General features: G+C 64.6%; 24 protein-coding genes. 14 read left to right on the forward strand and 10 right to left on the reverse strand.

The window, feature by feature from the left end; genetic code table 11:
- Positions 1-78: 78 nt before the first annotated feature.
- Positions 79-1,008 (reverse strand): peptidylprolyl isomerase, encoded by a 930-nt coding sequence (locus FXB41_RS03325; protein WP_219679449.1) that lies wholly within the window; start codon positions 1,006-1,008, stop codon positions 79-81.
- 361 nt (positions 1,009-1,369) lie between these two features.
- Here FXB41_RS03325 and secA point away from each other — a divergent pair, with 361 nt between their 5' ends.
- The gene (gene secA / locus FXB41_RS03330) at positions 1,370-4,210 is read left to right on the forward strand and encodes a preprotein translocase subunit SecA (protein WP_007599197.1); all 2,841 of its coding nucleotides are present in this window, start codon (positions 1,370-1,372) and stop codon (positions 4,208-4,210) included.
- A gap of 210 nt (positions 4,211-4,420) precedes the next feature.
- On the opposite strand, the gene FXB41_RS03335 is transcribed toward secA, so the two are convergent.
- Entirely contained in the window at positions 4,421-4,855 is a 435-nt protein-coding gene (locus tag FXB41_RS03335) for a MarR family winged helix-turn-helix transcriptional regulator (RefSeq protein ID WP_007599198.1), read from the reverse strand.
- Positions 4,856-5,033: 178 nt separating this feature from the next.
- On the opposite strand from FXB41_RS03335, the gene FXB41_RS03340 reads away from it, so the two are divergent.
- From FXB41_RS03340 to FXB41_RS40465, 8 genes are all read left to right on the forward strand, one after another.
- The gene (locus tag FXB41_RS03340) at positions 5,034-6,221 is read left to right on the forward strand and encodes a substrate-binding domain-containing protein (protein ID WP_219679450.1); all 1,188 of its coding nucleotides are present in this window, start codon (positions 5,034-5,036) and stop codon (positions 6,219-6,221) included.
- 174 nt (positions 6,222-6,395) lie between these two features.
- The gene (locus FXB41_RS03345; protein WP_219679452.1) at positions 6,396-7,910 is read left to right on the forward strand and encodes an amidase; all 1,515 of its coding nucleotides are present in this window, start codon (positions 6,396-6,398) and stop codon (positions 7,908-7,910) included.
- A gap of 108 nt (positions 7,911-8,018) precedes the next feature.
- Positions 8,019-8,876, forward strand: a complete 858-nt coding sequence (locus FXB41_RS03350; protein WP_063992465.1) for a branched-chain amino acid ABC transporter permease — start codon at positions 8,019-8,021, stop codon at positions 8,874-8,876.
- 4 nt (positions 8,877-8,880) lie between these two features.
- Entirely contained in the window at positions 8,881-10,098 is a 1,218-nt protein-coding gene (locus FXB41_RS03355) for a substrate-binding protein (RefSeq protein WP_007599205.1), read from the forward strand.
- 6 nt (positions 10,099-10,104) lie between these two features.
- The gene (locus tag FXB41_RS03360) at positions 10,105-11,202 is read left to right on the forward strand and encodes a branched-chain amino acid ABC transporter permease (RefSeq protein WP_007599212.1); all 1,098 of its coding nucleotides are present in this window, start codon (positions 10,105-10,107) and stop codon (positions 11,200-11,202) included.
- The gene (locus FXB41_RS03365) at positions 11,189-11,923 is read left to right on the forward strand and encodes an ABC transporter ATP-binding protein (RefSeq protein ID WP_007599214.1); all 735 of its coding nucleotides are present in this window, start codon (positions 11,189-11,191) and stop codon (positions 11,921-11,923) included. Before FXB41_RS03360 ends, FXB41_RS03365 begins: the two co-directional genes overlap by 14 nt.
- Positions 11,916-12,611: a branched-chain amino acid ABC transporter ATP-binding protein gene (locus tag FXB41_RS03370; protein ID WP_007599215.1), complete on the forward strand. Its 696-nt coding sequence runs from the start codon at positions 11,916-11,918 to the stop codon at positions 12,609-12,611. Before FXB41_RS03365 ends, FXB41_RS03370 begins: the two co-directional genes overlap by 8 nt.
- A gap of 199 nt (positions 12,612-12,810) precedes the next feature.
- Complete coding sequence (locus FXB41_RS40465) at positions 12,811-13,008, forward strand: hypothetical protein (RefSeq protein WP_246648572.1); 198 nt, start codon at positions 12,811-12,813, stop codon at positions 13,006-13,008.
- A 28-nt stretch (positions 13,009-13,036) separates the two neighbouring features.
- Here FXB41_RS40465 and FXB41_RS03380 read toward each other — a convergent pair whose 3' ends face one another.
- The 5 genes from FXB41_RS03380 to FXB41_RS03400 form a co-directional block, all read right to left on the reverse strand.
- Positions 13,037-13,267 carry an AbrB/MazE/SpoVT family DNA-binding domain-containing protein gene (locus FXB41_RS03380; RefSeq protein WP_007599216.1) on the reverse strand — a complete coding sequence of 77 codons (231 nt, stop codon included), beginning with the start codon at positions 13,265-13,267 and terminating at the stop codon, positions 13,037-13,039.
- Between the two features lie 77 nt (positions 13,268-13,344).
- Positions 13,345-14,889, reverse strand: a complete 1,545-nt coding sequence (locus FXB41_RS03385) for a L,D-transpeptidase family protein (RefSeq protein WP_245285965.1) — start codon at positions 14,887-14,889, stop codon at positions 13,345-13,347.
- A gap of 455 nt (positions 14,890-15,344) precedes the next feature.
- Positions 15,345-16,307 carry an acetyl-CoA carboxylase carboxyltransferase subunit alpha gene (locus tag FXB41_RS03390; protein ID WP_007599220.1) on the reverse strand — a complete coding sequence of 321 codons (963 nt, stop codon included), beginning with the start codon at positions 16,305-16,307 and terminating at the stop codon, positions 15,345-15,347.
- A gap of 285 nt (positions 16,308-16,592) precedes the next feature.
- On the reverse strand, positions 16,593-17,573 hold the full coding sequence (xerD, locus tag FXB41_RS03395) for a site-specific tyrosine recombinase XerD (RefSeq protein ID WP_007599222.1): 981 nt from the start codon (positions 17,571-17,573) through the stop codon (positions 16,593-16,595).
- Positions 17,574-17,590: 17 nt separating this feature from the next.
- Positions 17,591-17,737 carry a hypothetical protein gene (locus tag FXB41_RS03400; RefSeq protein WP_035669499.1) on the reverse strand — a complete coding sequence of 49 codons (147 nt, stop codon included), beginning with the start codon at positions 17,735-17,737 and terminating at the stop codon, positions 17,591-17,593.
- A 184-nt stretch (positions 17,738-17,921) separates the two neighbouring features.
- Here FXB41_RS03400 and FXB41_RS03405 point away from each other — a divergent pair, with 184 nt between their 5' ends.
- The 3 genes from FXB41_RS03405 (at position 17,922) to FXB41_RS03415 (ending at position 21,087) form a co-directional block, all read left to right on the forward strand.
- Entirely contained in the window at positions 17,922-18,545 is a 624-nt protein-coding gene (locus tag FXB41_RS03405; RefSeq protein WP_219679455.1) for a shikimate kinase, read from the forward strand.
- Positions 18,542-19,690 carry a 3-dehydroquinate synthase gene (gene aroB, locus FXB41_RS03410; protein WP_219679456.1) on the forward strand — a complete coding sequence of 383 codons (1,149 nt, stop codon included), beginning with the start codon at positions 18,542-18,544 and terminating at the stop codon, positions 19,688-19,690. The genes FXB41_RS03405 and aroB overlap by 4 nt, the downstream gene beginning before the upstream one ends.
- A gap of 92 nt (positions 19,691-19,782) precedes the next feature.
- The gene (locus FXB41_RS03415; RefSeq protein WP_007599226.1) at positions 19,783-21,087 is read left to right on the forward strand and encodes an HlyC/CorC family transporter; all 1,305 of its coding nucleotides are present in this window, start codon (positions 19,783-19,785) and stop codon (positions 21,085-21,087) included.
- A gap of 167 nt (positions 21,088-21,254) precedes the next feature.
- Here the strand turns inward: FXB41_RS03415 and FXB41_RS03420 are convergent, their stop codons facing one another.
- Positions 21,255-21,530 carry a BolA family protein gene (locus FXB41_RS03420; protein ID WP_026232423.1) on the reverse strand — a complete coding sequence of 92 codons (276 nt, stop codon included), beginning with the start codon at positions 21,528-21,530 and terminating at the stop codon, positions 21,255-21,257.
- Positions 21,531-21,682: 152 nt separating this feature from the next.
- On the opposite strand from FXB41_RS03420, the gene FXB41_RS03425 reads away from it, so the two are divergent.
- Positions 21,683-22,318, forward strand: a complete 636-nt coding sequence (locus FXB41_RS03425; RefSeq protein ID WP_007599228.1) for a J domain-containing protein — start codon at positions 21,683-21,685, stop codon at positions 22,316-22,318.
- Between the two features lie 147 nt (positions 22,319-22,465).
- On the opposite strand, the gene FXB41_RS03430 is transcribed toward FXB41_RS03425, so the two are convergent.
- Positions 22,466-23,560, reverse strand: coding sequence for a citrate synthase/methylcitrate synthase (locus FXB41_RS03430; RefSeq protein ID WP_219679458.1), 1,095 nt, complete (start codon positions 23,558-23,560; stop codon positions 22,466-22,468).
- Between the two features lie 75 nt (positions 23,561-23,635).
- Between FXB41_RS03430 and FXB41_RS03435 the strand changes: the two genes are divergently transcribed.
- The gene (locus FXB41_RS03435) at positions 23,636-24,865 is read left to right on the forward strand and encodes a citrate/2-methylcitrate synthase (protein WP_219679460.1); all 1,230 of its coding nucleotides are present in this window, start codon (positions 23,636-23,638) and stop codon (positions 24,863-24,865) included.
- Positions 24,866-25,002: 137 nt separating this feature from the next.
- Here the strand turns inward: FXB41_RS03435 and FXB41_RS03440 are convergent, their stop codons facing one another.
- Positions 25,003-25,662, reverse strand: coding sequence for a DedA family protein (locus tag FXB41_RS03440; RefSeq protein WP_219679463.1), 660 nt, complete (start codon positions 25,660-25,662; stop codon positions 25,003-25,005).
- Between the last annotated feature and the right edge of the window lie 267 nt (positions 25,663-25,929).

Here is a 25,929-nt window from a genome sequence, read left to right on the forward strand (position 1 = left end):
TATGCAGATGCCCGGCGCGGGGGCCGGGCATCACGGAGGGTTAGATACTCTTCACGTCACCGAAGTGACAGCGAATTCTTACTTCTTCGCAGGCGGCGCCATCTTGCTGTCGGACGGCTTCGCATCCGAAGGCTTGGCATCAGCCGGCTTGGCGTCCTTGGCCGCATCCGCCGGCTGGTCCAGCCGCTCGACCTTGGCTTCCGCGCGCAGCTTGGCGACGTAGTCGGCCTGGGCCTTGCGGGTGACATACTGCTCGATCTGCGCCTTGACCTGCTCGAAATCAGGCGCCTTGCGGCTGCGCTTTTCCTCGACCTTGATGACGTGCCAGCCGAACTGCGATTTCACGGGGTCGGAGATCTTGCCCGGCTCGAGCGCGAAGGCGACCGCCGAGAATTCCGGCACCATCTGCTCCTTGGTGAAGAAGCCGAGGTCGCCGCCGTCGGCCGAGCCCGGATCCTTGGACTTCTTCTTGGCGAGCTCGGCGAAATCCGCGCCCTTGTCGAGCTCGGCCTTGACCGCCTTGGCCTCGTCCTCGGTCTCGACCAGGATGTGGCGGGCGTGCACTTCCTGCTCGCCGGTGATCTGCTTGGAGGCCTCCTCATAGACCTTCTTCATGGCATCCGGGGTGGTGGCGGCCTTGCCCTCGCCGGCGAGCAGACTGTCCATCAGCAGGCGGTTGCGGGCGAACGCGAGCCGCTTCTTGAACTCCTCGCCGTCTGCGAGCTTCTTGTCTTCGGCGGCCTTGCCGACGATCTTCATGTCGATCAGGAAGGACAGGACGTTCTCGTCCTTGGTCGCCGGGTCCATCTGGGCAAGGCTCGGCCCGAGTTCCTCTTCGGCCATGGCGACGTCGCTCTTCTTGATTTCCGCGCCATTGACCTTCGCCAGCACCGGATCGTCGGCAGCCCGGCCGGGACCTGCGATCAGCGCCAGCGCAAGGCAGCCCACGAGGGCGGTGGCGAGGCCGAAGCGCAGGCCGGTTTTGGTTACCGGGAACGAGGTGGTCATGGAAAATCCTTTTGTTGAAGCAGGGGGCTGCTCGAGCGGGGCGGACACTCGCCCAATTCAGGGGGCCTTGGCAACGCGAAAAGTCTGTCAAAATGATGAATTAGCCGCAATGCACCCGCCGTTGACAAGGCCCTGACCGGGCCATATCTCTGCCCGGTCGCGTCCATGCGATGGCGTTTATTTTGCTGCGTTTTTGGCCGTTGAACCCAGACTTGCCCAACTCCCACCCATATGGCGGATGGACCCCCCGCAGTCCGGGCTCCGGCGCCCAGCAGGCGTCACGGTGAGTTGATAGGCAGGCGGGTGACAACCTCTTGGCTGCAACGCGAACGCGGTTGAATCGCGAACACAGGAACTAAGCATGATCGGCGCGCTCGCCCGCAAGTTTTTCGGCTCCGCCAACGACCGGCGGGTGAAGGGATATCAGTCCCGCGTCAACGCGATCAACGCGCTGGAGCCCGAGGTCTCGAAACTCTCCGACGAAGCCCTCAAGGCCCGCACCGTCGAATTCAGGCAGCAGCTCGCCGAGGGCAAGACCCTGGACGACCTTCTGGTCCCCGCTTTCGCCACGGTCCGCGAAGCCGCCAAGCGCACGCTCGGCCAGCGCCATTTCGATGTCCAGCTGATCGGCGGCATGGTGCTGCACGAGGGCGACATTGCCGAGATGAAGACCGGCGAAGGCAAGACCCTGGTCGCAACGCTCGCGGTCTACCTCAACGCGCTCGCCGGCAAGGGCGTCCACGTCGTCACCGTCAACGACTACCTCGCCCGCCGCGACTCCGCCTGGATGGGCCAGATCTACGGCTTCCTCGGCCTGACCACCGGCGTGATCGTGCACGGCCTCGACGATTCCGAGCGCAAGACGGCCTATGCCTGCGACATCACCTACGGCACCAACAACGAATACGGCTTCGACTATCTGCGCGACAACATGAAGTACCGGCTCGAGGACATGGTCCAGCGGCCGCACTTCTACGCCATCGTCGACGAAGTCGATTCCATCCTGATCGACGAAGCGCGTACGCCGCTGATCATCTCCGGCCCGCTCGACGACCGCTCCGATTTCTACAACACCATCGACGGCTTCCTGCCCAAGCTCGACAAGTCCGACTACGACGTCGACGAGAAGCAGCGCACGGTGACGTTGACCGAAGCCGGCATGGAGAAGATCGAGACGCTGCTGCGCGATGCCGGCCAGCTCAAGGGCGAGTCGCTCTACGACGTCGAGAACGTCTCCGTCGTGCACCACATCAACCAGGCGCTGCGCGCCCACACGCTGTTCACGCGCGACAAGGACTACATCGTCCGCGACGACGAGGTCGTCATCATCGACGAGTTCACCGGTCGCATGATGCAGGGCCGCCGCTATTCGGAAGGCCTGCATCAGGCGCTGGAAGCCAAGGAGCACGTGCAGGTTCAGCCCGAGAACCAGACGCTGGCCTCGATCACCTTCCAGAACTATTTCCGGATGTACGAAAAGCTCGCCGGCATGACCGGCACGGCGCTGACCGAAGCCGACGAATTGTTCGACATCTACAAGCTCGAGGTCGTGGAAATCCCGACCAATTTGCCGGTCGCCCGTCTCGACGAGGACGACGAGGTCTATCGCACCCAGAACGAGAAATACGCCGCGATCCTGGCCGAGATCGAGCGCGCCAACGCGCGGCTGCAGCCGGTGCTGGTCGGCACCGCCTCGATCGAAAAATCGGAAGTGATCGCCGAATATCTCAAGAAGCACGGCTATCGGCAGATCGATTTCGGCAGCGAAAATTCGATGCAGAAGCTGTACGCCGCGGCCCGCGCCGGCAAGCCGGCAAAGCTGTTCGCGGTGCTGAACGCGCGCTTCCACGAGCAGGAAGCCTACATCGTCGCGGAAGCCGGCGTCCCCGGCGCGATCACGATCGCGACCAACATGGCCGGCCGCGGCACCGACATCAAGCTCGGCGGCTCGCTGGAAATGCGCATCCAGCAGGAGGCCGCTTCGATCGAGGACGAGGCCGAGAAGGCCTTGAAGATCGAGCAGATCAAGGCCGACATCGAGCACTTCCGCGACATCGTGCTGAAGGCCGAAGAAGAGGTCGAGATCGAGCCGGCGAAGGGTTCGAAGCCCGCCAAGACCGTGAAGAAGCCCGGCGGCCTCTACATCATGGGCTCCGAACGCCACGAATCCCGCCGCATCGACAACCAGCTCCGCGGTCGTTCCGGCCGTCAGGGCGACCCGGGCCGCTCGAAATTCTTCCTGTCGCTGGAAGACGATTTGATGCGCATCTTCGGCTCGGATCGCCTCGACAGCATGCTGCAGCGTCTCGGCCTGCAGGAGGGCGAGGCCATCATCCATCCCTGGATCAACAAGGCGCTCGAGAAGGCGCAGCAGAAGGTCGAGGCGCGCAACTTCGACATCCGCAAGAATTTGCTCAAGTTCGACAACGTCCAGAACGACCAGCGCAAGGTGATCTTCGACCAGCGCGTCGACCTGATGAAGGACGACAGCGTCGCCGAGACCGTCGCCGACATGCGCCACGCCTTCATCGACGACCTCGTCGCCAAGCACGTGCCCGAGCACGCCTATGCCGAGCAGTGGGACGTCGCGGGCCTGAAGGAAGAGCTCAAGCGCGTGCTCGATCTCGACCTGCCGGTCGAGGACTGGGCCAAGGAAGAGGGCATCGCCGACGAGGAGCTGCTCACGCGCATCGAGACCCGCGCCGACGAGCACATGGCCGCCAAGGTCGGGCAATGGGGTCCCGACGTGATGCGTTACGTCGAGAAGACCATTCTGCTGCAGACGCTCGACCATCTCTGGCGCGAGCACCTGATCATGCTCGACCATCTGCGCCAGGTCATCGGCCTGCGCGGCTACGGCCAGCGCGATCCGCTGCAGGAGTACAAGACCGAGGCGTTCAACCTTTTCCAGGAGATGAGCGCGCATCTGCGCGAGGCCGTCACGGCGCAGCTGATGCGGGTCGAGATCGTGCCGCCGGAGCAGGAAGCCCCGGTGCTGCCTCAGATGGAAGCGCACAAATTCGACCCGAACACCGGCGAGGACGAAATGGCGCTCGCCAGCGTCACGCTCGGAGCGCAGGCCACCGACGCCGCGTTGCGCGATCCCAAGAACCCGGCAAGCTGGGGCAAGATCGGCCGCAACGAGGATTGTCCGTGCGGTTCAGGCAAGAAGTACAAGCACTGCCACGGGCGGTATGCGTAAGGCTTGAATGTCAAGCGCCGACGTCGGCGCCTCACACTCCAGTCGTCGCCCGGTTTAACCGGGCGACCCAGTACGCCGCGGCTTCTCGGTCCAAATCACATGCGTCTCTGGAATACTGGATCGCCCGATTAAATCGGGCGATGACAGCGAGTATGTGGCGCGCAGCTCCATCTCCATCGTCGTCCTGGCGAAAGCCAGGACGACGAATTCTCAATTCGAACTATCGATCAAGCTCTCCAGCAGCCGCTTCAATTCGCTCGTCGATTTGTCGCCGTAGCTCTCCAGGATGTGCTCTTCCTGGTCGACCGCGAGCGAGTTGAGCTTCTTGCTCAGCACCTTGCCGCGATCGGAGATGAACATCAGGACCTTGCGGCGATCGTTCGGGTCCTGCACGCGGTAGACCAGCGTGTCCGAGACCATGCGGTCGATCATCTTGGTCAGCGTCGGATGGTTGAGCAGCACGGCATCCGCGAGTTCGCCCATCGAATGGCCGTTGCCATCCGACAGCACTTTCAGGATGCGCCACTGCTCGACGGGCACGCCTTCCTTGCTCAACCGCAGTTCGAGCTGCCGGTTGATCTCCCGGTTGGCTTGCGCGAGCAGGTAGGCGAGGTGTTCGGTGATCGGGGTGTTTGGTTTTGCCACGGCTAAGACTTTGTCTTGACCCAAATGAGTGAATGTCTTGCAATCGATGCTGCATCTATATGCACTTCAATTCTTGAATATTCAATATTTTCAAAATAGGATATTGCCCAACAATAGGGCGGGTGCCGCGGCCGCCTGCTGAATGAGCTTTCAAGTCTGGTATCAGACAGGAGTTGGCGTGCGCGCGACGGTAAACTTCCCGGCTCACGGCGGTCCGGCGTTACCGCCGTCCTTGCTGTTCAGGAATCTGTCGCCCGCGGCAGCGGATTTCGACCTGTCGCCGGTTGACGCGCATTTCATGAAGCGCCGCGGCGCACACAACAAGCTCCGCGTCGGCGGCTTCATCTGCTGCACCGGCTCGCCCGGCGTTTGGGGTCCGTGCGCGACAAGCAGTGCGCAGCTCGCCGTCGCCGAGATCAACAAGCGCGGCGGCATTCTCGGGCGCGAAATCGAGCTTTCGATCTACGACGCCGGCGGCCCGCTCGACGAGATTCTGAGCCGCGCGGAGCAGGCGATCGCGTCCGATGAGATCGATCTCATCGTCGGCTTACATACCAGCGCGGTGCGTGTGGCGCTGCGCAAGGTCACCACCCGCCACCGCATCCCCTACATCTACACACCCGTTTACGAAGGCGGCGAGCAGACGCCGGGTGTCATGGCGATCGGCGAGACGCCGCGCTGGCAGAGCCGTCCGTCGATCCACTGGCTTGCCGACGTCAAAAAGGCGGCGCGCTGGTACCTGATCGGCAGCGACTATGTCTGGCCCTGGCAGTCGCACCGCGCGGTGAAGCGCTACATCAAGGAGGCCGGCGGCCATGTCGTCGGCGAAGAGTTCGTTCCCCTCGGCGAAGACAACCATGAGCCGCATCTGGAGCGCATCCGTGCCGCGAGGCCGGATGTCGTCCTGATCTCGTTGATCGGCACCGACAGCATCACGTTCAATCGCGCGTTCGGCGAATGCGGTCTCGGCGCCACGACGCTGCGGCTGGCCGGGGCGATGGACGAGACCGTGCTGCTCGGAATCGGCGCCGACAACAGCGAGAATCTGTTCTGCGCCTCCGGCTATTTCCCCGGCATCGGATCGCGGGCCAATGACGACTTCCAGAGCCGCTATCGCGCGATGTTCGGACCGAACGGCCCCCCGATCGGGTCGCTCGGTCAATCCAGCTATGAGGGACTGCGCTTCCTTGAGGCCGTAGCAAACAAGGCGGGCACGTTGGCGATGGCGCCCATGCTCGCGGCCGGCCGCAACATCGTCTATGGCGGCGCGCGCGGCCCCGTCACCGTCAGGAACGGTCATACCCGGATGCAAATGTATCTCGCCGGGGCGGATGGCCTCGATTTCAAGCTGATCAAACCGATCTGATGCCGGCGCGGCCATCCGCAAACGCCCGAATCCAAAATAATACTTGAAAAGGAAAATATTTCCGTCTGTAATATCGAGGTGAAGCCGATGGGCCCGCGCGGTGCACGCGCGCCCATGAGGCTCCAATGCCAGGGATTCCAATTCCAGGGATCAAGAAGCCTTGAGGAGAGCGCCGTGACAGTTGTCCTTCCCACGCCAGCCCAATTGCGCAGTGTCGCCGACCAGTGCGGCCTTTCGCTGACCGACGACGATGTCGCCTCGTTCCGCGGCCTGATGCAGGGCTCGATCGAGGCCTACAATCTCGTCGGCGCCATGCCGGACGAGGTGCCGGAGGTCAAATATCCGCGCACCCCGGGCTATCGGCCCTCGCCGGAAGAAAACCTGCGCAACGCCTGGTATCGCAAGTCGACGGTGAAGGGTGCGGCGAGCGGCAAGCTCAAGGGCAAGACGGTTGCTCTCAAGGACAACATCATGCTCGCCGGCGTTCCCATGATGAACGGCTCGGCGACGCTCGAAGGCTACGTCCCGGATTTCGACGCCACCATCGTCACCCGCATGCTCGATGCCGGCGCCGAGATCGCCGGAAAAGTCCATTGCGAATCCTTCTGCATGTCCGGCGGCAGCCACACCAATGCGGTCGGCGCCGTCCACAATCCGCACAAGATGGGCTATTCGGCCGGCGGCTCGTCGTCCGGCAGCGGCGTCGTCGTCGCGCTCGGCGAGGTCGACATGGCGATCGGCGGCGACCAGGGTGGTTCGATCCGCATGCCGTCCTCCTTCTGCGGCACTTATGGCATGAAGCCGACCTGGGGCCTCGTGCCCTACACCGGCATCATGCCGATCGAGGTGTTCGTCGATCACACCGGCCCGATGACGGCGACCGTCGCCGACAACGCGCTGCTGCTCGAAGTGCTGGCCGGCGACGACGGCTACGATCCCCGCATCAAGGCGCCCAAGGTCGAGGAGTACACCAAGGCGCTCGGCCAGGGCGTCAAGGGCATGAAGATCGGGATCCTCAAGGAAGGCTTTGAGCAGGCGAATGCCGAAGCCGCCGTGAACGAGAGCGTGCGGGAGGCGGCAAAGCGTTTTAGGGATCTCGGCGCCACGGTCGAGACCGTTTCGATTCCGATGCATCTCATGGGCCCCGCGATCTGGACGCCGATCGGCACCGAGGGCATGACCCAGACCATGATGTATGGCGACGGCTATGGTCTGTCCCGCTCCGACCTCTATTCGACCACGTTGATGGACTTCCATCGCGGCTGGCGCCGGCAGGCGGATTCCCTGTCCGAGACCACAAAGCTGTTCCTGCTGCTCGGCACCTACATCAACAACACTTTCGGTCCGCGCTATTACGGCAAGGCGCTCAACATCTCCCGACGCCTGACCGCGGCCTACGACAAGGCCTTCAAAGACTACGATTTGCTGCTGCTGCCGACCACGCCCATGAAGGCGACGAAGCTGCCGGAAGCCACGGCCAGCCGTGAGGACTATGTCGCGCGTGCGCTGGAGATGATCTCCAACACCGCGCCGTTCGACATCACTCATCATCCGGCGATGTCGCTGCCCTGCGGCATGGTCGATGGCCTGCCCGTCGGCCTGATGCTGGTCGGCCGCATGTTCGAGGAATCCACCATCTACCGGGCCGCCCACGCCTTCGAGCAGATCGGCGACTGGAAGAAGATGTGAGCGAGGCATTGATGCGGGCCAACGGAACAGGGAAGCGTTTTCGGACGCGTCAAGACAACAAGCCGGAGCCCCGTTCCGATCCCGTCGGAACGGGAAAGGCTCTGGCGCATGGCTAACGCGTTCGTCGCGGCTTTCGAGATCCTGAGCTTTGGCGCGATCATCGTCCTGATCGTGCTGGGGCTCGGGATCATCGCCAGCATGATGGGCATCTTCAACTTCGCGCAGGGCGAGTTCGTCCTGCTCGGGGCCTACATCACTTATCTCGCCTACGCCAAGGGCCTGCCGATCTGGGCCGGCATGGTCGCCGCGCCCTTCGTCGTCGGCGCGCTCGGCTTCGTGCTGGAGGCACTGATCATCCGACGCTTCTACGCAGCCCCCATCGTCGCGATGCTCGGGACCTATGCGCTCGGCCTGATCATCCGCGAATCCGTGCGCGGCCTGATCGGCGGCTTCTATCTCACCGTACCGGAGCCGATCGGCGGCTCGATCGACATCGGCGCCATGCACATCTCGGCCTGGCGCTTCACCATCATCGTCATCACGGCGCTGGTGATGGGCGGCTGCTATCTGTTGCTGGCGCGCACCAGCTTCGGCCTGCGCGTGCGCGCTACGCTGGAAAATCCGTCGCTGGCCCGCGCCTCCGGAATTTCCACGCCGCTGATCTACGGCGCCACCTTCGCCTTCGGCGCGGCGCTTGCCGGCCTTGCCGGCGCTCTGATCGTGCCGGTGTTCAGCCTGTTCGCCGATCTCGGCCTGCGCTTCCTGATCCAGGGCTTTGTCGCGGTCATGGTCGGCGGCGTCGGCTCCTTCATCGGGCCGGTCGCGGGCGCCGGCGTCATCGGCACGCTCAGTGCCGCGCTCCCTTGGGTAATGGCGCCCGTCGTGGCCGATGTTCTCGTCTTCGTACTCGCCATCGTTTTCATCAAATTCCGGCCGCAGGGCCTCATCGCTGGAAAAGGGGTTTAGTCACATGTCCGATCGCACTCAGCTCTCCCGCCGCCGCTTCCTCTCGAATTTCGCCTTTGCCTCCGGCGCGGTCGCAACCGGCGTCGGCAGTTGGGTGATCCCCGCGCCCTGGGCCAATGCGGCCGAAGCCCCGATCAAAGTCGGCATCGCCACCGACCTCACCGGGCCGATCGCCTACGCCGGCAATGCCGACGCCAACGTCGCCAAGATGGTGATCAAGGAGATCAACGCCGGTGGCGGTCTGCTCGGCCGTCCGCTCGAGCTCTATATCGAGGACACCGCCTCGAACGAATCCGTCGCGGTCGGCAATGTTCGCAAGCTGATCCAGCGCGACAAGGTCGATATGGTGCTCGGCGGCATCACCTCGTCGATGCGCAATGCGATCAAGGACCCGATCGTCGCGCGCGGCAAGACGCTCTACATCTATCCGCAGCTCTACGAAGGCAAGGAGTGCACGCCCTATCTGTTCTGCACCGGGCCGACGCCCGCGCAGCAGTGCGACGAGTTCATTCCCTGGCTGATCAAGAACGGCGGCAAGAAGTTCGCGCTGCCGAGCGCCAACTACGTCTGGCCGCACACGCTCAACGTCTACGCCCGCAAGGTGATCGAGGCCAATGGCGGCGAGGTCGTGTTCGAGGAATATTATCCGCTCGACCAGGTCGACTTCTCCTCGACCGTCAACCGCATCATCTCCAACAAGGTCGACGTCGTCTTCAATACCGTCATCCCGCCCGGCGTCGGTCCGTTCTTCAAGCAGCTCTATGAGGCCGGCTTCCTCAAGAATGGCGGACGGCTGGCCTGCGTCTACTATGACGAGAACACGCTCAACATCAATCAGGCCGCCGAGATCGAGGGTCTCGCCAGCTGCCTCGATTATTTCAAGGTGCTGACCAAGGAGAACCCGTTCGACGCGAAAATCCAGGCGGCCTACGAGAAGGATTTCCCGGGCAACTTCCTGTTCGCCGCCGGCAGCGCCGCCACCGGCACCTATCGCGGCCTGAAGCTGTGGGAAGCCGCCGTCAAGGAAGCCGGCAAGATCGACCGCGAGTCGGTCGCCGCGACGCTCGACCACGCCAAGATCGCCGAAGGCCCCGGCGGACCGGCCGAGATGGTACCGGGCAAGCGGCATTGCAAGATGAAGATGTACACCGCGGTCGCCAAGGGCGGGAATTACGAGATCGTCGGACGCAGCGACGGGCTCGTCGATCCCAAGGAATGCTGAGGCGGAATGCCGAAGTCGATGAGTGTGGTAAGAGAGGCCATCGCCGGCGACGAAGCGGACGATGCGATGGCTGAGCGCGCGGTAGCGGAACAGGTCGCGGCAGGACGAAAAGTCCTGCCGATCGTGGAGGGCGTCGTGCTCGTTGCGGCGCTGGTCGCGCCGCTGGTGCTGCAGGACTACCTCACGGTGTTCGCGACGCGGGTGATCATCCTCGCGCTGTTCGCGCTCTCGTTCGACCTGGTGTGGGGCTATGCCGGCATCATGAGCTTTGGCCAGGCGCTGTTCTTCGGCTCGGCCGGCTATGGCGTGGCGTTGCTCGCGCGCGACCTCGACATCACCAACATCTTCCTGGTGCTGCCCGCGGGAACGCTGATCGGGCTCACGTTCGCGCTGTTGCTCGGCGGCTTCCTGCTGCTGGGACGACATCCCTCCAGCGTGATCTTCGTCTCGCTGGGCACGCTGACCGGCTCCTACGCGGCCGATCGGCTGGCGCGCGGCTGGTACTATCTCGGTGGCCAGAACGGCATCCCGTCGATTTCGTCGATGACGCTCGGCAGTTACGAATTCTCGGAAGGGCCGCCGTTCTACTATCTCGTGCTTGGCCTTCTTGTCGTGGTCTATCTCCTCTGCCGTTTTCTGGTGCGCTCGCAGTTCGGGTTGGCGCTCGCGGGCTTGCGCGAGAACGAGCAGCGCATCGCCTTCTTCGGCTACAAGACGCAGCACCTGAAGGCGATCATCTTTGCGATCGGCGGCGCGGTGGCGGGTCTTGCCGGCAGCCTTTACGCCTTCCACGAGGGTTTCGTCTGGCCCAACATGGTCGGCGTCGTGGTCTCGACGCAAGTCGTGCTCTACGTCCTGTTCGGCGGTTCCGGCACGCTGATCGGCGCCGTCATCGGCGCCGTCATCGTCGAGGGCGTCAGCTTCTGGCTCTCGGACAATTACCGCGAGGTCTGGCCGATCATCCTTGGCGTGCTGCTGTTGCTCGTGATCCTGTTCCGGCCGCTCGGTCTGATCAGTTTTGTGCTCGGCGAGCGCGAGCGGGTCGGCAGCTTTGGTGGCAAGTCCAGGAAAACCGGGAAGGAGAAGCGCGATGCCGCTCCTTGAAGCCACCGGCGTCAAGAAGATTTTCGGGAAGCTCACCGCGCTCGACGGCGCCGCGCTCACTGTCGGCGAGAACGAGTTTCACGGCCTGATCGGACCGAACGGCTCCGGCAAGAGCACGCTGATGAAGTGCATCGCTGGCGCCGAGGTGCCGACGCAGGGCAAGGTGAGTTTCATCAACACCGACATCACCGCGTTCACGCCGACCGAGCGTGCCCGCGCCGGCATGAGCCTGAAATTCCAGATCACATCCGTGCTGCCGACGCTGACGCTCTACGACAACATCCTGCTCGCGCTGCAGGCGCAATCTTCGCTGTTCGATCTCGTGTTCTCGCGCACGCGCGGGCTCCTGCACGATCAGGTCATGACCATGCTGACGCAGTTCCGCCTCGCCGACCGAGCTTTCGATGCGGCCGCAGCGCTGTCGCACGGTCAGCAGCAATGGCTGGAGATCGCGATGGCGCTGGCCGGCAAGCCGAAACTCCTGCTGCTGGACGAGCCGACCGGCGGCATGAGCCTGGAGGAGCGCCGCGTTACCGGCGAATTGCTGCAGCCGATCAAAAAGCATTGCTCGCTTGTCATCGTCGAGCACGACCTCGATTTCATCCGCGACATCTGCGATCGTCTCACCGTGCTCGACCAGGGCAAGGTGCTGGCGTCCGGCACGGTGTCGGAGATCCAGGCCAACAAGGCCGTCCAGGAGATCTATTTGCGCCGTGCCTGAATTTTTGGACATCAAGCATCTCGACGCCGGCTATGGCCGCAGCCAGGTCCTGTTCGACGTCAACCTCGGCATTCCCTGGCGCGGCGGTGTCGCCGTGCTCGGCCGCAACGGCGCCGGCAAGACCACGTTGATGAAGACCATCGTCGGCGAGTTGCCGGCGTGGAAGGGCGAGGTCGCCTTCGATGGCCGCGACATCAGCCGCCGCGCGACCCAGGAGCGCGTGCGCGCCGGCATCGGCTACGTGCCGCAGGAGCATTCGGTGTTCGCGCGTCTGTCGGTGCGCGACAATCTCGCGGTCGGCTCGCTCGCGAGCAGGAAGGCGGACGCGGTCGACCACGTGCTGACCATCTTCCCAAAACTCGGCCAGCGCCTCGACCAGCCCGCCGGCACGCTGTCCGGCGGCGAGCGCAAGATGCTCGCCATCGGCCGCGCGATGCTGGGCGATCCCAAGCTGTTGCTGCTCGACGAGCCGACCGAAGGCGTCTGGATCGGCGTGATCGAGGAGATCACCGAGCGCCTGATCGAGCTCGCGAAAACCATCGCCGTGATCATCGTCGAGCAGCACCTCGACCTCGCGCTTCGCGTCGCGGACTACGCCTACGTGCTCGACCGCGGACGAGTCGCGCTGCAAGGCGAGGCAGGCGAGGTGAGAGGCAATCCGGAGCTGCTGCGGTATCTGGCGCCGTAGGGCGCCCTGCCAGTCCGGTCATCCCCGCGCAATGGCGAAGCTGGAGGCGCTCGCGCAGCGAGCCTCGAAGGATGCACGGCCGCGCGGCCAAGCGGGCCGTCGGCCTTCGAGGGTAGCTGAAGAAGCGGACACCTCAGGGTGACGGTGAAGTGCTTCCGAAAAATGGATTGACGATGGACAGCCCGCCGATGCTGCGTCCGTGCTGCATGTCCTCGCTATACAGGGTCTCGCAGCCAGCCTCGATTGCGGTCGCTACGATCAGAGCATCGTAAAAGGCAAGCGTATGGTCGCGCGCAAGCGCAAGCGCCGTAGCGTGCGTGTCGGCAGTGAGATGACGCCGCCGCCGGCAATTGTGGTCAGCGCGCGCTCGCGCCGGATGTCGGCCGAAAAGGCATAGACCAGGATGTTGCTGTCGAAGAACGGGCTTATCTCTCGTTCGCTTCGTCCCGGTCGAATTTGTAACCCTCGGGCAGGGGAATCCGGAACTGGTCGGCTTGCCTGAGAAATTCCGCTCGTCTGTCGACCTTCTCTACTGCGATCTGGCCTGTCGAAGTCTCTACGACATTGAGCTCGTCACCGGGGGAGAGGTTCAAAGCCTCAACGAGTGCCTTAGGCAGGCGGACTGCGAGGCTGTTACCCCATTTGGAGACCAGCATGGAATGATATGCCCTGATCATTCGGGACCGCCGTCAGCTCGGTAAAAATCGGGATAGGGCGAGAGGTTCCCGCCCGCTTACTTCACCGCCCCGAACCGGCTGTCGAACGAGTTCGACTGGACCACCGGCGCGGCGCCCATGATCTGGGTCGCTTCACCCGCGCCATCGGACACCGACGGCTTCAGCGTCGGGCGGGTCGCCGCGAGGCGGGTGTCGGGCTTCGCTGGTTCGGCGGGCTTGGCGACGGCAACGGCTGGCTTCGGCGCATCCTTCCCTGCATCCTTGGACTTGTCGTGTCCCGGCACGAACCGGGTTACCGCGGCCTTCAGCCGGGACGCCGCGGTAGGCGGCGTCGTGGAAGTCGCAGCCGGGGCGACGGATGCCGTGGCCTGCGGCGGCGGCGTGGTCGCCGTGGCGTCGGCGTTGCCGATGCCCATCTTGCGGCCGAGGTTGGAGAAGAAGCCGGATTTCTCCGCCGGAGCAGCGGTGGCGACACGCGTGTTGGCGGCGGGCGCGCTGACGGCGACGACCGGCTCTTCCTGCGGCGAGGGCGCGGCCGCATCGAGATTCGGCTTCGGCGGATTGACGTGTCCAGGAATCGTGCCCGGCGCCTTCGCCATCGCCAGCATCTGGAGCGTGGTGCCTTCGGCGCCTTCCGACAGGCCGGTCGAGCCCTCCGGAATCTTCGCGGCAAAGATCTTGTTCATGCCGCCGTCGATGCCGGTGTTCATGCGCGCAACGGGCGTGCCGCGCGAGACCAGCTTGTTGTACTCGGCCTGGTCGCGTGCATCCTTCTCGCGCACGGCGCTGGCGATCTCCTCGGGGATCACATAGGCCGGGCACTTTGCGGACGCGTCGAACACCGGATCACGCTTGGCGTCGGGCGGCTTCGCCGCGTCGAACACGTACTTCTTTTCGCAGAAATCGACCTTCGGCTCCTGCCGCGTCACCTCGAAATGATCATAGCCTTCCTTGATCATCTTCCAGAACGGCATGTTCGGATTGTTCCGGTGCTTGGCCATGTTCACCGGCGTCATCTTGAACGGATAGGCCTGCAGCTGGAACGCCTTCTGGCCGCCGAAGAAGGACTCGCGCCCGAGCGAATAGATCTCGGCGATCTGCTCGTCCGTCATCGCGTAGCAGCCGCGCGAGGAACAATCGCCATGCACCATCAGCTGCGAGCCGCTGCGGCCCAAAGCCTTGTCGAACGCGTTCGGATAGCCCGTGTTGAACGACAAATAGTACGCCGACTGCGGATTCATCTGGCCCGGATTGATCGAGTAGAATCCTTCCGGCGCCTGGCGGTCGCCTTCGCGCACCTTCGGGCCGAGATCGCCGGACCAGCGACAGATCGGATAGGTCTTGAGCAGCGCGAACTGGCCGTTGCGGGTCTGCTTCCAGACCTCAAGCTCGGCCTCCTGCTTGAACAGGCGCACCAAAATCGGTGATTGCAGATCCATGTCCTTCTCGACCATCGCGGCGAGAAGTTTCGGCGGGACCGGCTGGTTGGCCTTGGCATTGGTCGCAAGCGAAACCTGGTCGGTGTCGCAACCGGCCAGCACGAAGCTGGCGGCAAGCGCCACCGAGACCAGAAACGCGCGAGCAAGCGAACGAGAAATCAAGATGGACCCCACACCGTCCAGGGCATCGCGCGCAAACCCCAATCTTGAAGCATGATCCGACCGGAGACCCGGACCCGTCGCGACGGGCTTTTTCGCAATCACGCTCCAGCGCTTATGCCCTGAAGCCATTGATTAAAATTCTAACCTCTGGGTCATGTGGTCGCAACCCGAACGGGGATCACGAGCCCGTTGGCCCAAAGGCGTGGTCAACGAAGACTTAAACTGGGCCGTAACTTGGGCCTCGCGGCCAAACCGGTACAGAGATCGCTGATTTGGGCAAAAAAAGGGTTAACGCGGGGTTACCGGGGGCTCTTCACCTCCCCCGCTGGCAGGGGAGGCCGGGAGAGGGCTCGTGCCGCATCGGGAGTATCGCGAGAGGAAATACCCTCTCCCCGACCCTCCCCCGCAAGCGGGGGGAGGGAGCGCACCGCCGCTGCGGTCCCAAACCGCCCGAATCAGCCCAGTTTCCGGCCGATATCGAGGAATTTCTGCCGCCGATGCTTGCGGATGGCGTCGCCGTCCAGGCCCCGCAGCTCGTCAAAAGCCTTGGCGATGGCGTCGCCCGTGGTGGCGATCATGGCGGCGGGGTCGCGATGGGCGCCGCCGACCGGCTCCTTCAGGATGCTGTCGATCACGCCGAAGCGGAGCATGTCCTGGGCGGTGATCTTCATGTTGTTAGCGGCTTCCTGCGCCTTGGAGCCGTCGCGCCAGAGGATCGAGGACGCCGCCTCGGGCGAGATCACGCTGTAGATCGCGTGCTCCAGCATCAGGACCTTGTTGGCGGTGGTGATGGCGATGGCGCCGCCCGACATACCCTCGCCGGTGATGATGGCGACGTTCGGCACGGTCAGCGCCATGCAGGCATCGGTCGAACGCGCGATCGCCTCGGCCTGGCCGCGCTCTTCCGCGCCGATGCCGGGATAGGCGCCGGCGGAATCGGCGAGCGACAGCACCGGCAGGCCGAACCGCTCCGCCATCTCCATCAGCCGCACGCATTTGCGATAGCCCTCGGGCCGCGCCATGCCGAAATTATGCTTGATGCGGCTCTCGGTGGAATCGCCCTTTTCCTGGCCCATCACGCAGATGGCCTCGCCGCGGAAGCGGCCGAAGCCGGCCACCAGCGCCTCGTCCTCGCCGAACTTGCGGTCGCCGGCGAGCGGGGTGAACTCGGTGATCAGGCCCTTGATGAAGTCGTTGAAATGCGGCCGCTGCGGATGTCGCGCGACCAGCGTCTTCTGCCACGGCGTCAGGTTCAGATAGAGGTCGGCCATCGCCTGCGCCGCCTTGTCCTCGATCCGCCCGATCTCCTCGGCGATGTCGCTGCCGGAGGCCGCAAGCGTCCGCAATTCGTCGAGCTTGGAATCGAGCTCGGCGACGGGCTTTTCGAAATCGAGATAGCTGCGCATCTGGTCTGGCATCAACTCAATATAGGGAGAACGGGGCGAGGCGGCGAAGCGGATTCGATGTCGTGGAAAGAAATGTAGGTTCGTCAATGAGTTGGCTTGTGTGCTCGCAACGAGCGCAGGCCAAATCATCGTGAGGCCCCGGCTCTTTCTGCGGAGATGTGGCCGAAGTCAAGGCGGTTTCGGGCTCCGACCCGTACCGTAGCCCGGATGAGCGAAGCGATATCCGGGGCAGGTCGCCCCAATCGTCAATCCCGGATGTCGCTTCGCTCATCCGGGCTACTGCAGCTAGGGCAGCAACTACTTCTCCGCCAGCGGGTGCAGGTCGCGGACCAGGCTCTTCAGCCGCTCCTCGACCACGTGGGTGTAGATCTGGGTAGTCGAGATGTCGGTATGGCCGAGCAGCGTCTGCACGATGCGCAAATCGGCCCCGTTGTGCAGCAGGTGGCTGGCGAAGGCGTGGCGCAGCACGTGGGGGGAAACCAGCCGGGCCTGCAGCCCTGAAGCGACCGCGAGCTCCTTCAAGTCGCGGGCAAAATGCTGCCGCGTCAGATGTCCGCTCTCGCCGAACGAGGGGAACAACCATTTCGAGGCCGCCACGCTGTTCTTCTTGTCTGCCTTGTTGTCCTTGGCCGCCTCTGTCGCCGCGAGATAATCGGCCATCGCCTGGCGCGAGGCCTCGTTGAGCGGCACCAGCCGTTCCTTGTTGCCCTTGCCGCGCACCACGATCATGCGGGCGTCGCGCTTCGCCGCCGTGCGCGGCAGCGCCACCAGCTCGGAGACGCGCAGGCCGGTGGCGTAGAGGACCTCGAGTAGACAATAGAGTCTCAGGGCGCGCAGCCGTTTCGACGGCGAGGCATCCTCAGCCTCGCTCAATTCCTTGGCGCGGCGGAGCATGCGATCGACATCCGCGATCGACAGCACCTTCGGCAGCCCGCGGCCGCGCTTGGGGCCGGACAGGATCGCCGCGGGATCGTCGGTTCTGATGCGTTCGTTCAGGAGGAAGCGATAGAGATGCCGCAGCGCCGACAGCCGTCGCGCGACGCTGGTGGACTTGAAGCCGCGCGTGTCGAGATCGGCGAGATAGTCGCGCAGCGTCTGTGTTTCCGCGTCCGCGAATGCATGCCCGACGCGGCCGAGAAACTCGGAGAAGTCGGTGAGGTCGCGGCGGTAGGCATCGAGCGTATTGGGGCCGGCGCCCTGTTCCGCCGCGAGCATGTCGAGGAACAGGCCGGTGAGTTTTGTATCTGAGGGCTTGTTATCGGAAGATCTGGCACGCATGCCCGGCAGGCTAGCCCCTATTTCTTGAGAAACTTATCCGGCGGGATCGTCACCGTCATTTCCCGCGGCTTTGGATTGACGAAGTTCGCCAGCGCGAAGACCACGCCGTAGACGATGCCGGCGATCACGGCGACGACCGTCAGGAAGCGGAACAGGCTGGGCATCGGCAGGATCTCGGAGAGGGTCTCGGTCAGGGGCTTGGCGGGCAAATTAACCAATGAAATCATCCAACACGTTCGCCGTTTCGTGGCAAGAGTCCTCTGGCGAGGGCCCCTGCGGGGTCGTATAGGTGGCCAAAGGATGCCGCCTTTGGCGGCAGATCGAGCGAGACCCATTCGAGCGAGACAAATGCCCGACGCCGCGTTGCCGATCCAAGCCTCGCCCGAGGCCGACATCCTGTCGGCGCTGGGGACGCGCTCGATCGTGCTCGTCGGCATGATGGGGGTGGGCAAATCCACCATCGGCCGCCGCATGGCTCTCAGGCTCAAGCTGCCCTTCGTCGATGCCGACACCGAGATCGAGGCGGCGGCCGGCATGACCATACCGGAAATCTTCGAGTGCCACGGCGAGCCGCATTTCCGCGACGGCGAGGCCCGCGTGATCGCACGTCTGCTCGACGGCGGTCCCATCGTGCTGGCGACCGGCGGCGGCGCCTTCATGCGCGAGGAGACGCGGACCCGGATCGCGGCGAAGGCGATCTCGATCTGGCTCAAGGCCGATCATGATGTCATCATGCGCCGCGTGCGCCGGCGCGCCGACCGTCCGCTGCTCCAGACCGCCGATCCTGAAGGAACCGTGACGCGCCTGCTCACCGAGCGCGAGCCGGTCTACGGCCATGCCGACCTCACCATCGCCTCCCGCGACGTGCCGCACGACAGAATCGTCGATGAGACCATCGAGACGCTACGCGCGCATCTTTGCGGCGAACGGGCGTCCCCGCCATCAGCCGACATCGCGAGTGCCGCACGATGACCGCGCCTTTGAAACATTCCGATCCCGTCAACGTCGAGGTCGCGCTGGAGAATCGCGCCTATGACATCGTCATCGGCCGCGGCGTGCTGGCCTCGCTCGGCGAACGGGTCGCGCGCCTGCGCCCCGGCGTACGCACCGCGATCGTGACGGATCGCACCGTCGCGAAATACTGGCTCGAACCCGCCGAGGCATCGCTGGCCGCCGCGGGCATTCCGACATCGCACATCGTCGTCGAGGAAGGCGAGATCTCCAAGACCTATGCCGGTCTCGAAAAGGTCAGCGAAGCCCTGATCGCCGCGAAGATCGAGCGCAACGATCTCGTCATCGCGCTTGGCGGCGGCGTGGTCGGCGATCTCGCCGGCTTCGCCGCGGCGATCCTGCGCCGCGGCGTCGACTTCGTGCAGGTGCCGACCTCGCTGTTGGCGCAGGTCGATTCCTCCGTCGGCGGCAAGACCGGCATCAACTCGCCGCAGGGCAAGAATCTGCTCGGCGCCTTCCACCAGCCGGTGCTTGTGATCGCCGACACCGCCGTGCTCGATACGCTGTCGCCGCGGCAGTTCCGCGCCGGCTACGCCGAGGTGGCCAAATACGGCGTGCTCGGCGACGAGGCGTTCTTCGCCTGGCTCGAGAAAAACCATTCCGACATCTCCAAAGGCGGTTCGGCGCGCGAGCATGCGATCGCGACCTCCTGCCGCGCCAAGGCCGGCGTCGTCTCGCGCGACGAGCGCGAGACTGGGGAGCGCGCGCTGCTCAATCTCGGCCACACGTTCGGTCACGCGCTGGAAGCCGCGACCGGTTTCTCCGACCGCCTGTTTCACGGCGAGGGTGTTTCGATCGGCATGACGCTGGCGGCGCAGTTTTCCGCGAAGCTCGGCATGATCGGCGACGCGGACGCCGCGCGCGTCGAGCGCCACCTGATCGAAGCCGGCCTGCCGACGCGCTTGCAGGACATCGCGGGCTTCGCGCAGGAGGGGCTTGCTGATGCCGACGCGCTGTTGGCGCTGATGGCGCAGGACAAGAAGGTCGAGCGCGGCAGGCTCACCTTCATCCTGCTGGAAGCCGTCGGGCGGGCCCTCGTCGTGAAGAACGTCGAGCCGGCTCCGGTGCGCGACTTCCTGAAGGACAAGCTCGCGCAAAAGGCATGACGCGCGGTTGAACGGCGCTAAAGCGTTTTCAAGCGAAATGGGTACCGGTTCGCGTCAAGAAAACGCGTCAAAACAAGAAACCAGAGTGGTTCATGGATTGGCTCGGCTTCACCATCGTCATTCTCTGCCTGCTCGTCTCCGGCTTCTTCGCCGCGAGCGAGACCGCACTGACCGGCGCTTCGCGCGCCAGCATGCTGCGGCTCTCCAAGCAGGGTAATCGCGACGCCGACGTGGTCTCGCAACTGCTCGACATGCGCGAGCGCCTGATCGGCGCGCTGCTGCTCGGCAACAACATCGCCAATATCAGTGCATCCGCACTGGCCACCAGCATCTTCACGGCCTGGTTCGGCGACGTCGGCGTGCTCTATGCCACCGGCTTGATGACCGCACTGGTCGTGATCTTCGCCGAGGTGCTGCCCAAGACCATCGCGATCAACGCGCCCGACCGCATGGCGCTCGCGGTCGCGCGCCCGATGCGGCTGACGATGTACGTGCTGGGGCCGCTGCTGCGGATCGTGGAAGTCATCGTGCGGCTGTTGATGCGCCTGTTTGGCCTTGCCGGCGAGCACCAGGCGATCCTGTCGCCGACCGAGCGCCTCCGCGGCGCGGTCGACCTGCTGCATCATGAAGGCAAGTTCGAGAAGCACGACCGCGACATGCTCGGAGGGCTGCTCGATCTGCGCGAGCTCCAGGTCTCCGACGTCATGATCCATCGCACCGAGATGACGATGATCAACGCCGACCTGCCGCCGGAGGATCTGGTGCGCGAGGTGCTGGCGGCCGAATACACCCGCATCCCGCTGTGGCGCGAGAAGCCGGAAAACATCATCGGCGTGCTCCACGCCAAGGATTTGCTGCGCGCGATCCGCGCGGCCGACGGCGAGACCTCGCGCATCGACGTCTCCACCATCGCGCTGCCGCCCTGGTTCGTGCCGGAGATGCGGCCCGTCTCCGAGCAGCTCAAGGCGTTCCGCCGCCGCAAGACCCATTTCGCCCTGGTCGTCGACGAGTACGGCGAAGTTGAAGGTCTCGTGACGCTGGAAGACATTCTGGAAGAGATCGTCGGCGACATCTCCGACGAGCATGACGTCGTGGTCGCGGGCGTGCGCGCCCAGCCGGACGGCTCGGTCGTCGTCGACGGCTCGGTGCCGATCCGCGACCTCAACCGCGCCATGGACTGGCACCTGCCCGACGAAGAGGCAACGACGGTCGCCGGCCTCGTCATTCACGAGGCGCGCTCGATCCCCGACCGCGGCCAGAGTTTCACCTTTCACGGCTTCCGCTTCCGCGTCCTCCGCCGCGAACGCAACCGCATCACCGCACTCCGTATTTCACCGGTGCCGCGCGAGACGGAAATGGAGGAAGCCAAGCGGCGGCGGGCGGGGACGTCGTTTTAGGATTCGCATGACCCTGTTGCCCCTCATGGTGAGGAGCGCCGAAAGGCGCGTCTCGAACCATGCAGGCCAGGATGCCGCCGCGGGGGCCTGTATCCTTCGAGACGCGCGCAACTGCGCGCTCCTCAGGATGAGGAGAAATGGCGCCGTCCGACGCTTGAACTGGCGAGCTAGCTCCCGCCTTCCCCCGGCGCTTGCGCGTGGATCGCCAGCGCGTGCACGCTGCCGGAGAGTTCCGCGGCCAGCGCCGAATTTATCATGCGGTGGCGATCGACCCGGCTCTTCCCTTTGAAGGCGGAAGACACAATATAAACGCGGAAGTGCGTCTCGCCGCTCGGCCGATGGCCGGCGTGGCCCTCATGCAAATGTGACTCGTCGACGACTTGCAGGCTTTCCGGCGTGAAAGCTTCCTGCAACTTGTTGCTGATAGTGTCTCTGATGGCCATCTGGGTCATTACGGTGCGAGATCGCTCTCCGTATTGCATAGGCCGCCTCTGGCGGCCGTTCAAGGACGCCTCAGCATAGCTTCGGCTATGCTTTTCAGCTAATTGCAATGTCAAGACTTGAAGGTTTTTGCATTGCGTAGTCAAAGTCAGCCATGCCGATCGATTCATCAAAGTTCTTCGACTCCATCCGGGTCAAGCCGAAAGGCAAGCAACCGGAAGTGAAGCCGCGCGACGCCGTGGTCAATTGCGAATGGACCGGGTGCCAGAACAAGGGCGCGCATCGTGCGCCCAAGGGTCGCGACAACCAGCGTGAGTACTGGCACTTTTGTCTGAACCATGTGCGCGAGTACAACCAGAACTACAATTTCTTCTCCGGCATGAATGCCGACGCTGTCGCGCGCTATCAGAAGGATGCGCTGACCGGCCATCGTCCGACCTGGAAGATGGGCGCCAATGGCGGCGTCAAGAAAGGCGCGGAAGCCGAGATCGACGGCGCCTTCGATCCGTTCAGCATGTTCCAGGAGCTCAACGGCCGCACCGGCTGGCGCGCTGGCCCGCAGGCCGCGCCCAAGGCCGAGACGCGCAAGATCATGAATGCCGAGCGCAAGGCGCTCCAGGTGATGGGCCTCGGCCCCGAGTCCACGCTCGCCGACGTCAAGTCCAAGTACAAGGCGCTGGTGAAGCAGCACCACCCCGACGCCAACGGCGGCGACCGCTCCACCGAGGACCGCCTGATCGAGATCATCAAGGCGTATAATTACCTAAAGACCGTGGTGCGCGAGGCGTAGGCCTCTCCCCGCGCCGTAGTATCGTAGGGTGGGCAAAGCGAAGCGTGCCCACCACTTCTGTTGCGGTGTTGGATCGATGGTGGGCACGGCGCAAGTGCGCCTTTGCCCACCCTACGATTCCCGGCTTGCGGAGATATCCGCGGTCCCTCACGCCTCCGGCATCGCCCCCACATATGACGAGCTCGGCCGGATCAACCGCCCGGTCCGCTGCTGCTCGCGCGCATGCGCCGTCCAACCGGCGGCGCGCGCCACCGCGAAGATGGGCGTGAAGGCCTGCCTCGGGATCGCCAGCGCATCGAGCAGGATCGCGGTGAAGAACTCCACATTGGTCTCCAGCGGCCGCTCCGGATTCTTCTTGCGCAGCGCGCTGCGGATATAGGCCTCGACCTCGCCGGCAAAGGGCAGGCCGGCGCCGTCCGATGCCAGCGCCTCGATCGCGGTCTTGAGCACATCTGCGCGGGGGTCGCGCACGCGATAGACGCGGTGGCCAAAACCCATCATCCGCTCGCCGCGGGCGAGTGCAGCGTCCACCCAGGGCTGGATGCGCTCGCGCGAACCGATCGCGTCGAGCATTTCCAGCACCGGCTCCGGCGCGCCGCCATGCAGCGGACCCGTCAGCGCGCAATAGCCGGCGGTGACGGCGGCAAACAGATCAGCCTGCGTTGAGGCCACCACGCGCGCGGTGAAGGTCGAGGCGTTCATGCCGTGGTCGCTGGCGGTGACGAGATAGGCGTCCAGCGCCGTGACCTCGCGTGGTTCAGGCGCGCGCCCGTGCAGCATGCGAAGCGTATCGGCAGCATGGCTCACGTTCGGATCGGGCGCCACGGGATCGAGACCCCTGGCGCGGCGGACGAGCGCGCCCGCAATCACCGGGAATGCGCCGACGATTGTCGCCTCATGGGCAAGGCCGTGCTCGGCGCGAAGTCCCGCGACCGCCGCGCGAAACCCGTCGATGATGCCCATGCCGCGCGTTGCTGGCAGCAACTCATCCAGCCGCGCGAAGGCGCGCTCGCGTGCGGCGCCCAGGCTCGCGCGCACATTAGCTTCGCTCAGCGTGGTCGTGCTGGCGCCGTTCCAGAGCCGGGCGGTGACGCCCTCAAAACTCGACTGGCTCGCCAGTCGGCCAACATGCTCCCCGGCGATGATCAACTCGCCGCGCTCGCCGTCGACATGGCTCAGCACGGTTTCGGCTGCAGGAACGCCGTCCAGCCCGATCTGGCTTTTGGTGAGGTGGATGTTCATGGCCCAAATCTCCTTTGCACCAGCCAAAGGTCGGGCCTCTCGACAGATTGATCAATCTTGATTACATAAATCAATATGAAAAATTCGGAAGGTCTCTACCTCTCCGCCCGGGAAGCCGCCGCCGAGCTCGCGATCTCGCCGGCCACGCTCTACGCCTATGTCAGCCGCGGCCTGATCCGCTCCGAGCCGACGCCGGACTCGCGCAAGAACCGCTATCGCGCCGAGGACGTCCGGGCGCTGAAGGAGCGCCGGGTGCCGTCGCCGGAGCCGCGCGGCCTGCGCAGCTTCGATGCCGATCTGCCGGTCATGGACACCGAGATCTCCACCATCACCGAGGAGGGCGCGATCTATCGCGGCGTCAACTGCGTCGATCTCGCCGAAAACGATACGCTGGAGCACACGGCGACGCTGCTGTGGGACGTCTCCGGCGTCGATCCGTTCGCCCCGGATAATCAGCCTGCGATGTCCGACGAGATGCGCCTGATCGCGCAGGCCGCGCGCCGGGCGGCACCGATCGATCGCGCCATTGCCGTGCTGGCGCTCGCATCGAGCGCCGATCCCCGCGCGTTCACGCGTGCGCCGGATGGCCGCGCCATGGTCGGTGCGCGCATCGTCCGGCTTCTGGTCGCGACCATGCTCAACACGGATCCGTCCGCCGAGCCGCTGCACCAGCAGATCGCGAGGGCCTGGGCGCCCGACAACAAGCACGCGGCCGATCTCATCCGCCGCGCGCTGGTTCTGCTCGCCGAGCATGAATTGAACGCGTCCACCTTCACCGCGCGCTGCGCGGCCTCGACCGGCCTCAATCTTTATGATTCCGTCATCGCCGGCCTCGCCGCGCTGAAGGGACCGAAGCACGGTGGCGCCGGCGTGCTCGCCTCGCAACTCGTCAAGGCGCTGGTGGATCGTGACGTCGAGCCGATGGTCCGCGAACGCGTCGCGCTCGGCGAACGCTTTGCGGGCTTCGGTCACGGTGTCTACAAGCGGGGCGATCGGCGCGCGCAGTCGCTGCTGAATGCCCTGGCCCGCGCCGGCGCACCGCGCAAATTCACCAAAGAGGTGCCGGAGCGCATCGCGGAGGCGACCGGCGAACTCGTCAATATCGACTACGCGCTCGCGGTGCTCGTGCACGCGCTGCGCCTGCCGGGAGGCAGCGAGCTCGCGTTGTTTGCGATGGCCCGCAGCGTCGGCTGGGTCGCCCATGCCAGCGAGCAATTGCAGTTCGGCAAGCTGATCAGGCCAAGGGCAAGGTATGTGGGACCGGCACCGGGACGAAGGGCGGGGGTTGCGGATTCCAGGGGATAATCAAAAACCCTCATGGTGAGGAGCGCGGAACGCGCGTCTCGAACCATGCAGGCCCGGCTTTCGCCCGCGGCCATCCTTCGAGACGCCCGCCGTTGGCGGGCCCTCAGGATGAGGGCGGTGCGCCTGGATACACTCTATCACCCCCGCGGCTTCGCCACCGCGACACCGCCGCCGTTCCGGCGGCGATAGATCCAAACCGCCGCGCCTACGACGATTGCCACGCCGACCACGGTCAAAATCCACATGTGCTTGTACGGATGCCCATGGTGCGGCAGCCCGGCATATTCGTGCAGGGCCGACACCGCCAAAACACCCGGCAGCACATGCGCCGGCGCCCAGACCAGGATTGCGGGGATGTTGATGGCGTAGAAGCGGGCCGGGGGCATGCCCAGCGCGCCCGCGGTGACCGGGACGAAGGCCCGGATCGGCGGCACGAAGCGGGCGAAGAACACCGCCCAGGTGCCGAAGCGGTGGAAGAAAGCCTCGCTCTGCTCGACCACACGCGGATAATTGGTCAGCGGCCAGGTGTTGAGGATCTCCCGCTGCTGCCGGTGCCCGATCCAGTAAGCCGAACCATCGCCGAGCACTGCGCCGAGCGCTGCCGCCAGCAACACCCATTGCAGCCTGAGCTCGCCGCCTGGGACCAGGGCGCTCAGCGCCAGGATGATGGTCGAGCCGGGGATGACCGAGCCCACCACCGGAACCGCCTCCAGCAGGGCCGCCAGGAAGAGGGTCAGATAGGCCAGCCACGGATGGGCCGAGACGAATGAAATGAGGGGATCGAGAAAGGACGTCACATCGTCTCTGTGGTGGGATTGGGCCTTGGGGTTCGAACCCTACATTCGGACCCTACATAAGTAACGAGCGCCGGTAAAAGTGCCACCCGCGTGAGCAGGACCGTGCCCTCGGCACGAAATTCAGGCGTGATTCGCAGGGCAGCCTTCCAAAAATCGCGTTCCTTGCCTATCTAAATGAAAAGACAACGGAACTTTGATTGGGGGGCGGGCTTCTGCCCGCGGGTTGTCTCTGATAGGTTCGCGATCGCACCCAGCCGCAGCCAACGT

The sequence above is a fragment of the Bradyrhizobium canariense genome, assembly GCF_019402665.1.
Lineage (GTDB): Bacteria > Pseudomonadota > Alphaproteobacteria > Rhizobiales > Xanthobacteraceae > Bradyrhizobium > Bradyrhizobium canariense.

Coding starts and splice junctions, on each gene's coding strand:
- FXB41_RS03325 (WP_219679449.1), bottom strand. CDS start 1,008: ATGACCACCTCGTTCCCGGTAACCAAAACCGGCCTGCGCTTCGGCCTC.
- secA (WP_007599197.1), top strand. CDS start 1,370: ATGATCGGCGCGCTCGCCCGCAAGTTTTTCGGCTCCGCCAACGACCGG.
- FXB41_RS03350 (WP_063992465.1), top strand. CDS start 8,019: ATGGCTAACGCGTTCGTCGCGGCTTTCGAGATCCTGAGCTTTGGCGCG.
- FXB41_RS03355 (WP_007599205.1), top strand. CDS start 8,881: ATGTCCGATCGCACTCAGCTCTCCCGCCGCCGCTTCCTCTCGAATTTC.
- FXB41_RS03360 (WP_007599212.1), top strand. CDS start 10,105: ATGCCGAAGTCGATGAGTGTGGTAAGAGAGGCCATCGCCGGCGACGAA.
- FXB41_RS03365 (WP_007599214.1), top strand. CDS start 11,189: ATGCCGCTCCTTGAAGCCACCGGCGTCAAGAAGATTTTCGGGAAGCTC.
- FXB41_RS03380 (WP_007599216.1), bottom strand. CDS start 13,267: ATGCTGGTCTCCAAATGGGGTAACAGCCTCGCAGTCCGCCTGCCTAAG.
- FXB41_RS03390 (WP_007599220.1), bottom strand. CDS start 16,307: ATGCCAGACCAGATGCGCAGCTATCTCGATTTCGAAAAGCCCGTCGCC.
- xerD (WP_007599222.1), bottom strand. CDS start 17,573: ATGCGTGCCAGATCTTCCGATAACAAGCCCTCAGATACAAAACTCACC.
- FXB41_RS03400 (WP_035669499.1), bottom strand. CDS start 17,737: ATGCCCAGCCTGTTCCGCTTCCTGACGGTCGTCGCCGTGATCGCCGGC.
- FXB41_RS03405 (WP_219679455.1), top strand. CDS start 17,922: ATGCCCGACGCCGCGTTGCCGATCCAAGCCTCGCCCGAGGCCGACATC.
- aroB (WP_219679456.1), top strand. CDS start 18,542: ATGACCGCGCCTTTGAAACATTCCGATCCCGTCAACGTCGAGGTCGCG.
- FXB41_RS03415 (WP_007599226.1), top strand. CDS start 19,783: ATGGATTGGCTCGGCTTCACCATCGTCATTCTCTGCCTGCTCGTCTCC.
- FXB41_RS03420 (WP_026232423.1), bottom strand. CDS start 21,530: ATGGCCATCAGAGACACTATCAGCAACAAGTTGCAGGAAGCTTTCACG.
- FXB41_RS03425 (WP_007599228.1), top strand. CDS start 21,683: ATGCCGATCGATTCATCAAAGTTCTTCGACTCCATCCGGGTCAAGCCG.
- FXB41_RS03430 (WP_219679458.1), bottom strand. CDS start 23,560: ATGAACATCCACCTCACCAAAAGCCAGATCGGGCTGGACGGCGTTCCT.
- FXB41_RS03435 (WP_219679460.1), top strand. CDS start 23,636: ATGAAAAATTCGGAAGGTCTCTACCTCTCCGCCCGGGAAGCCGCCGCC.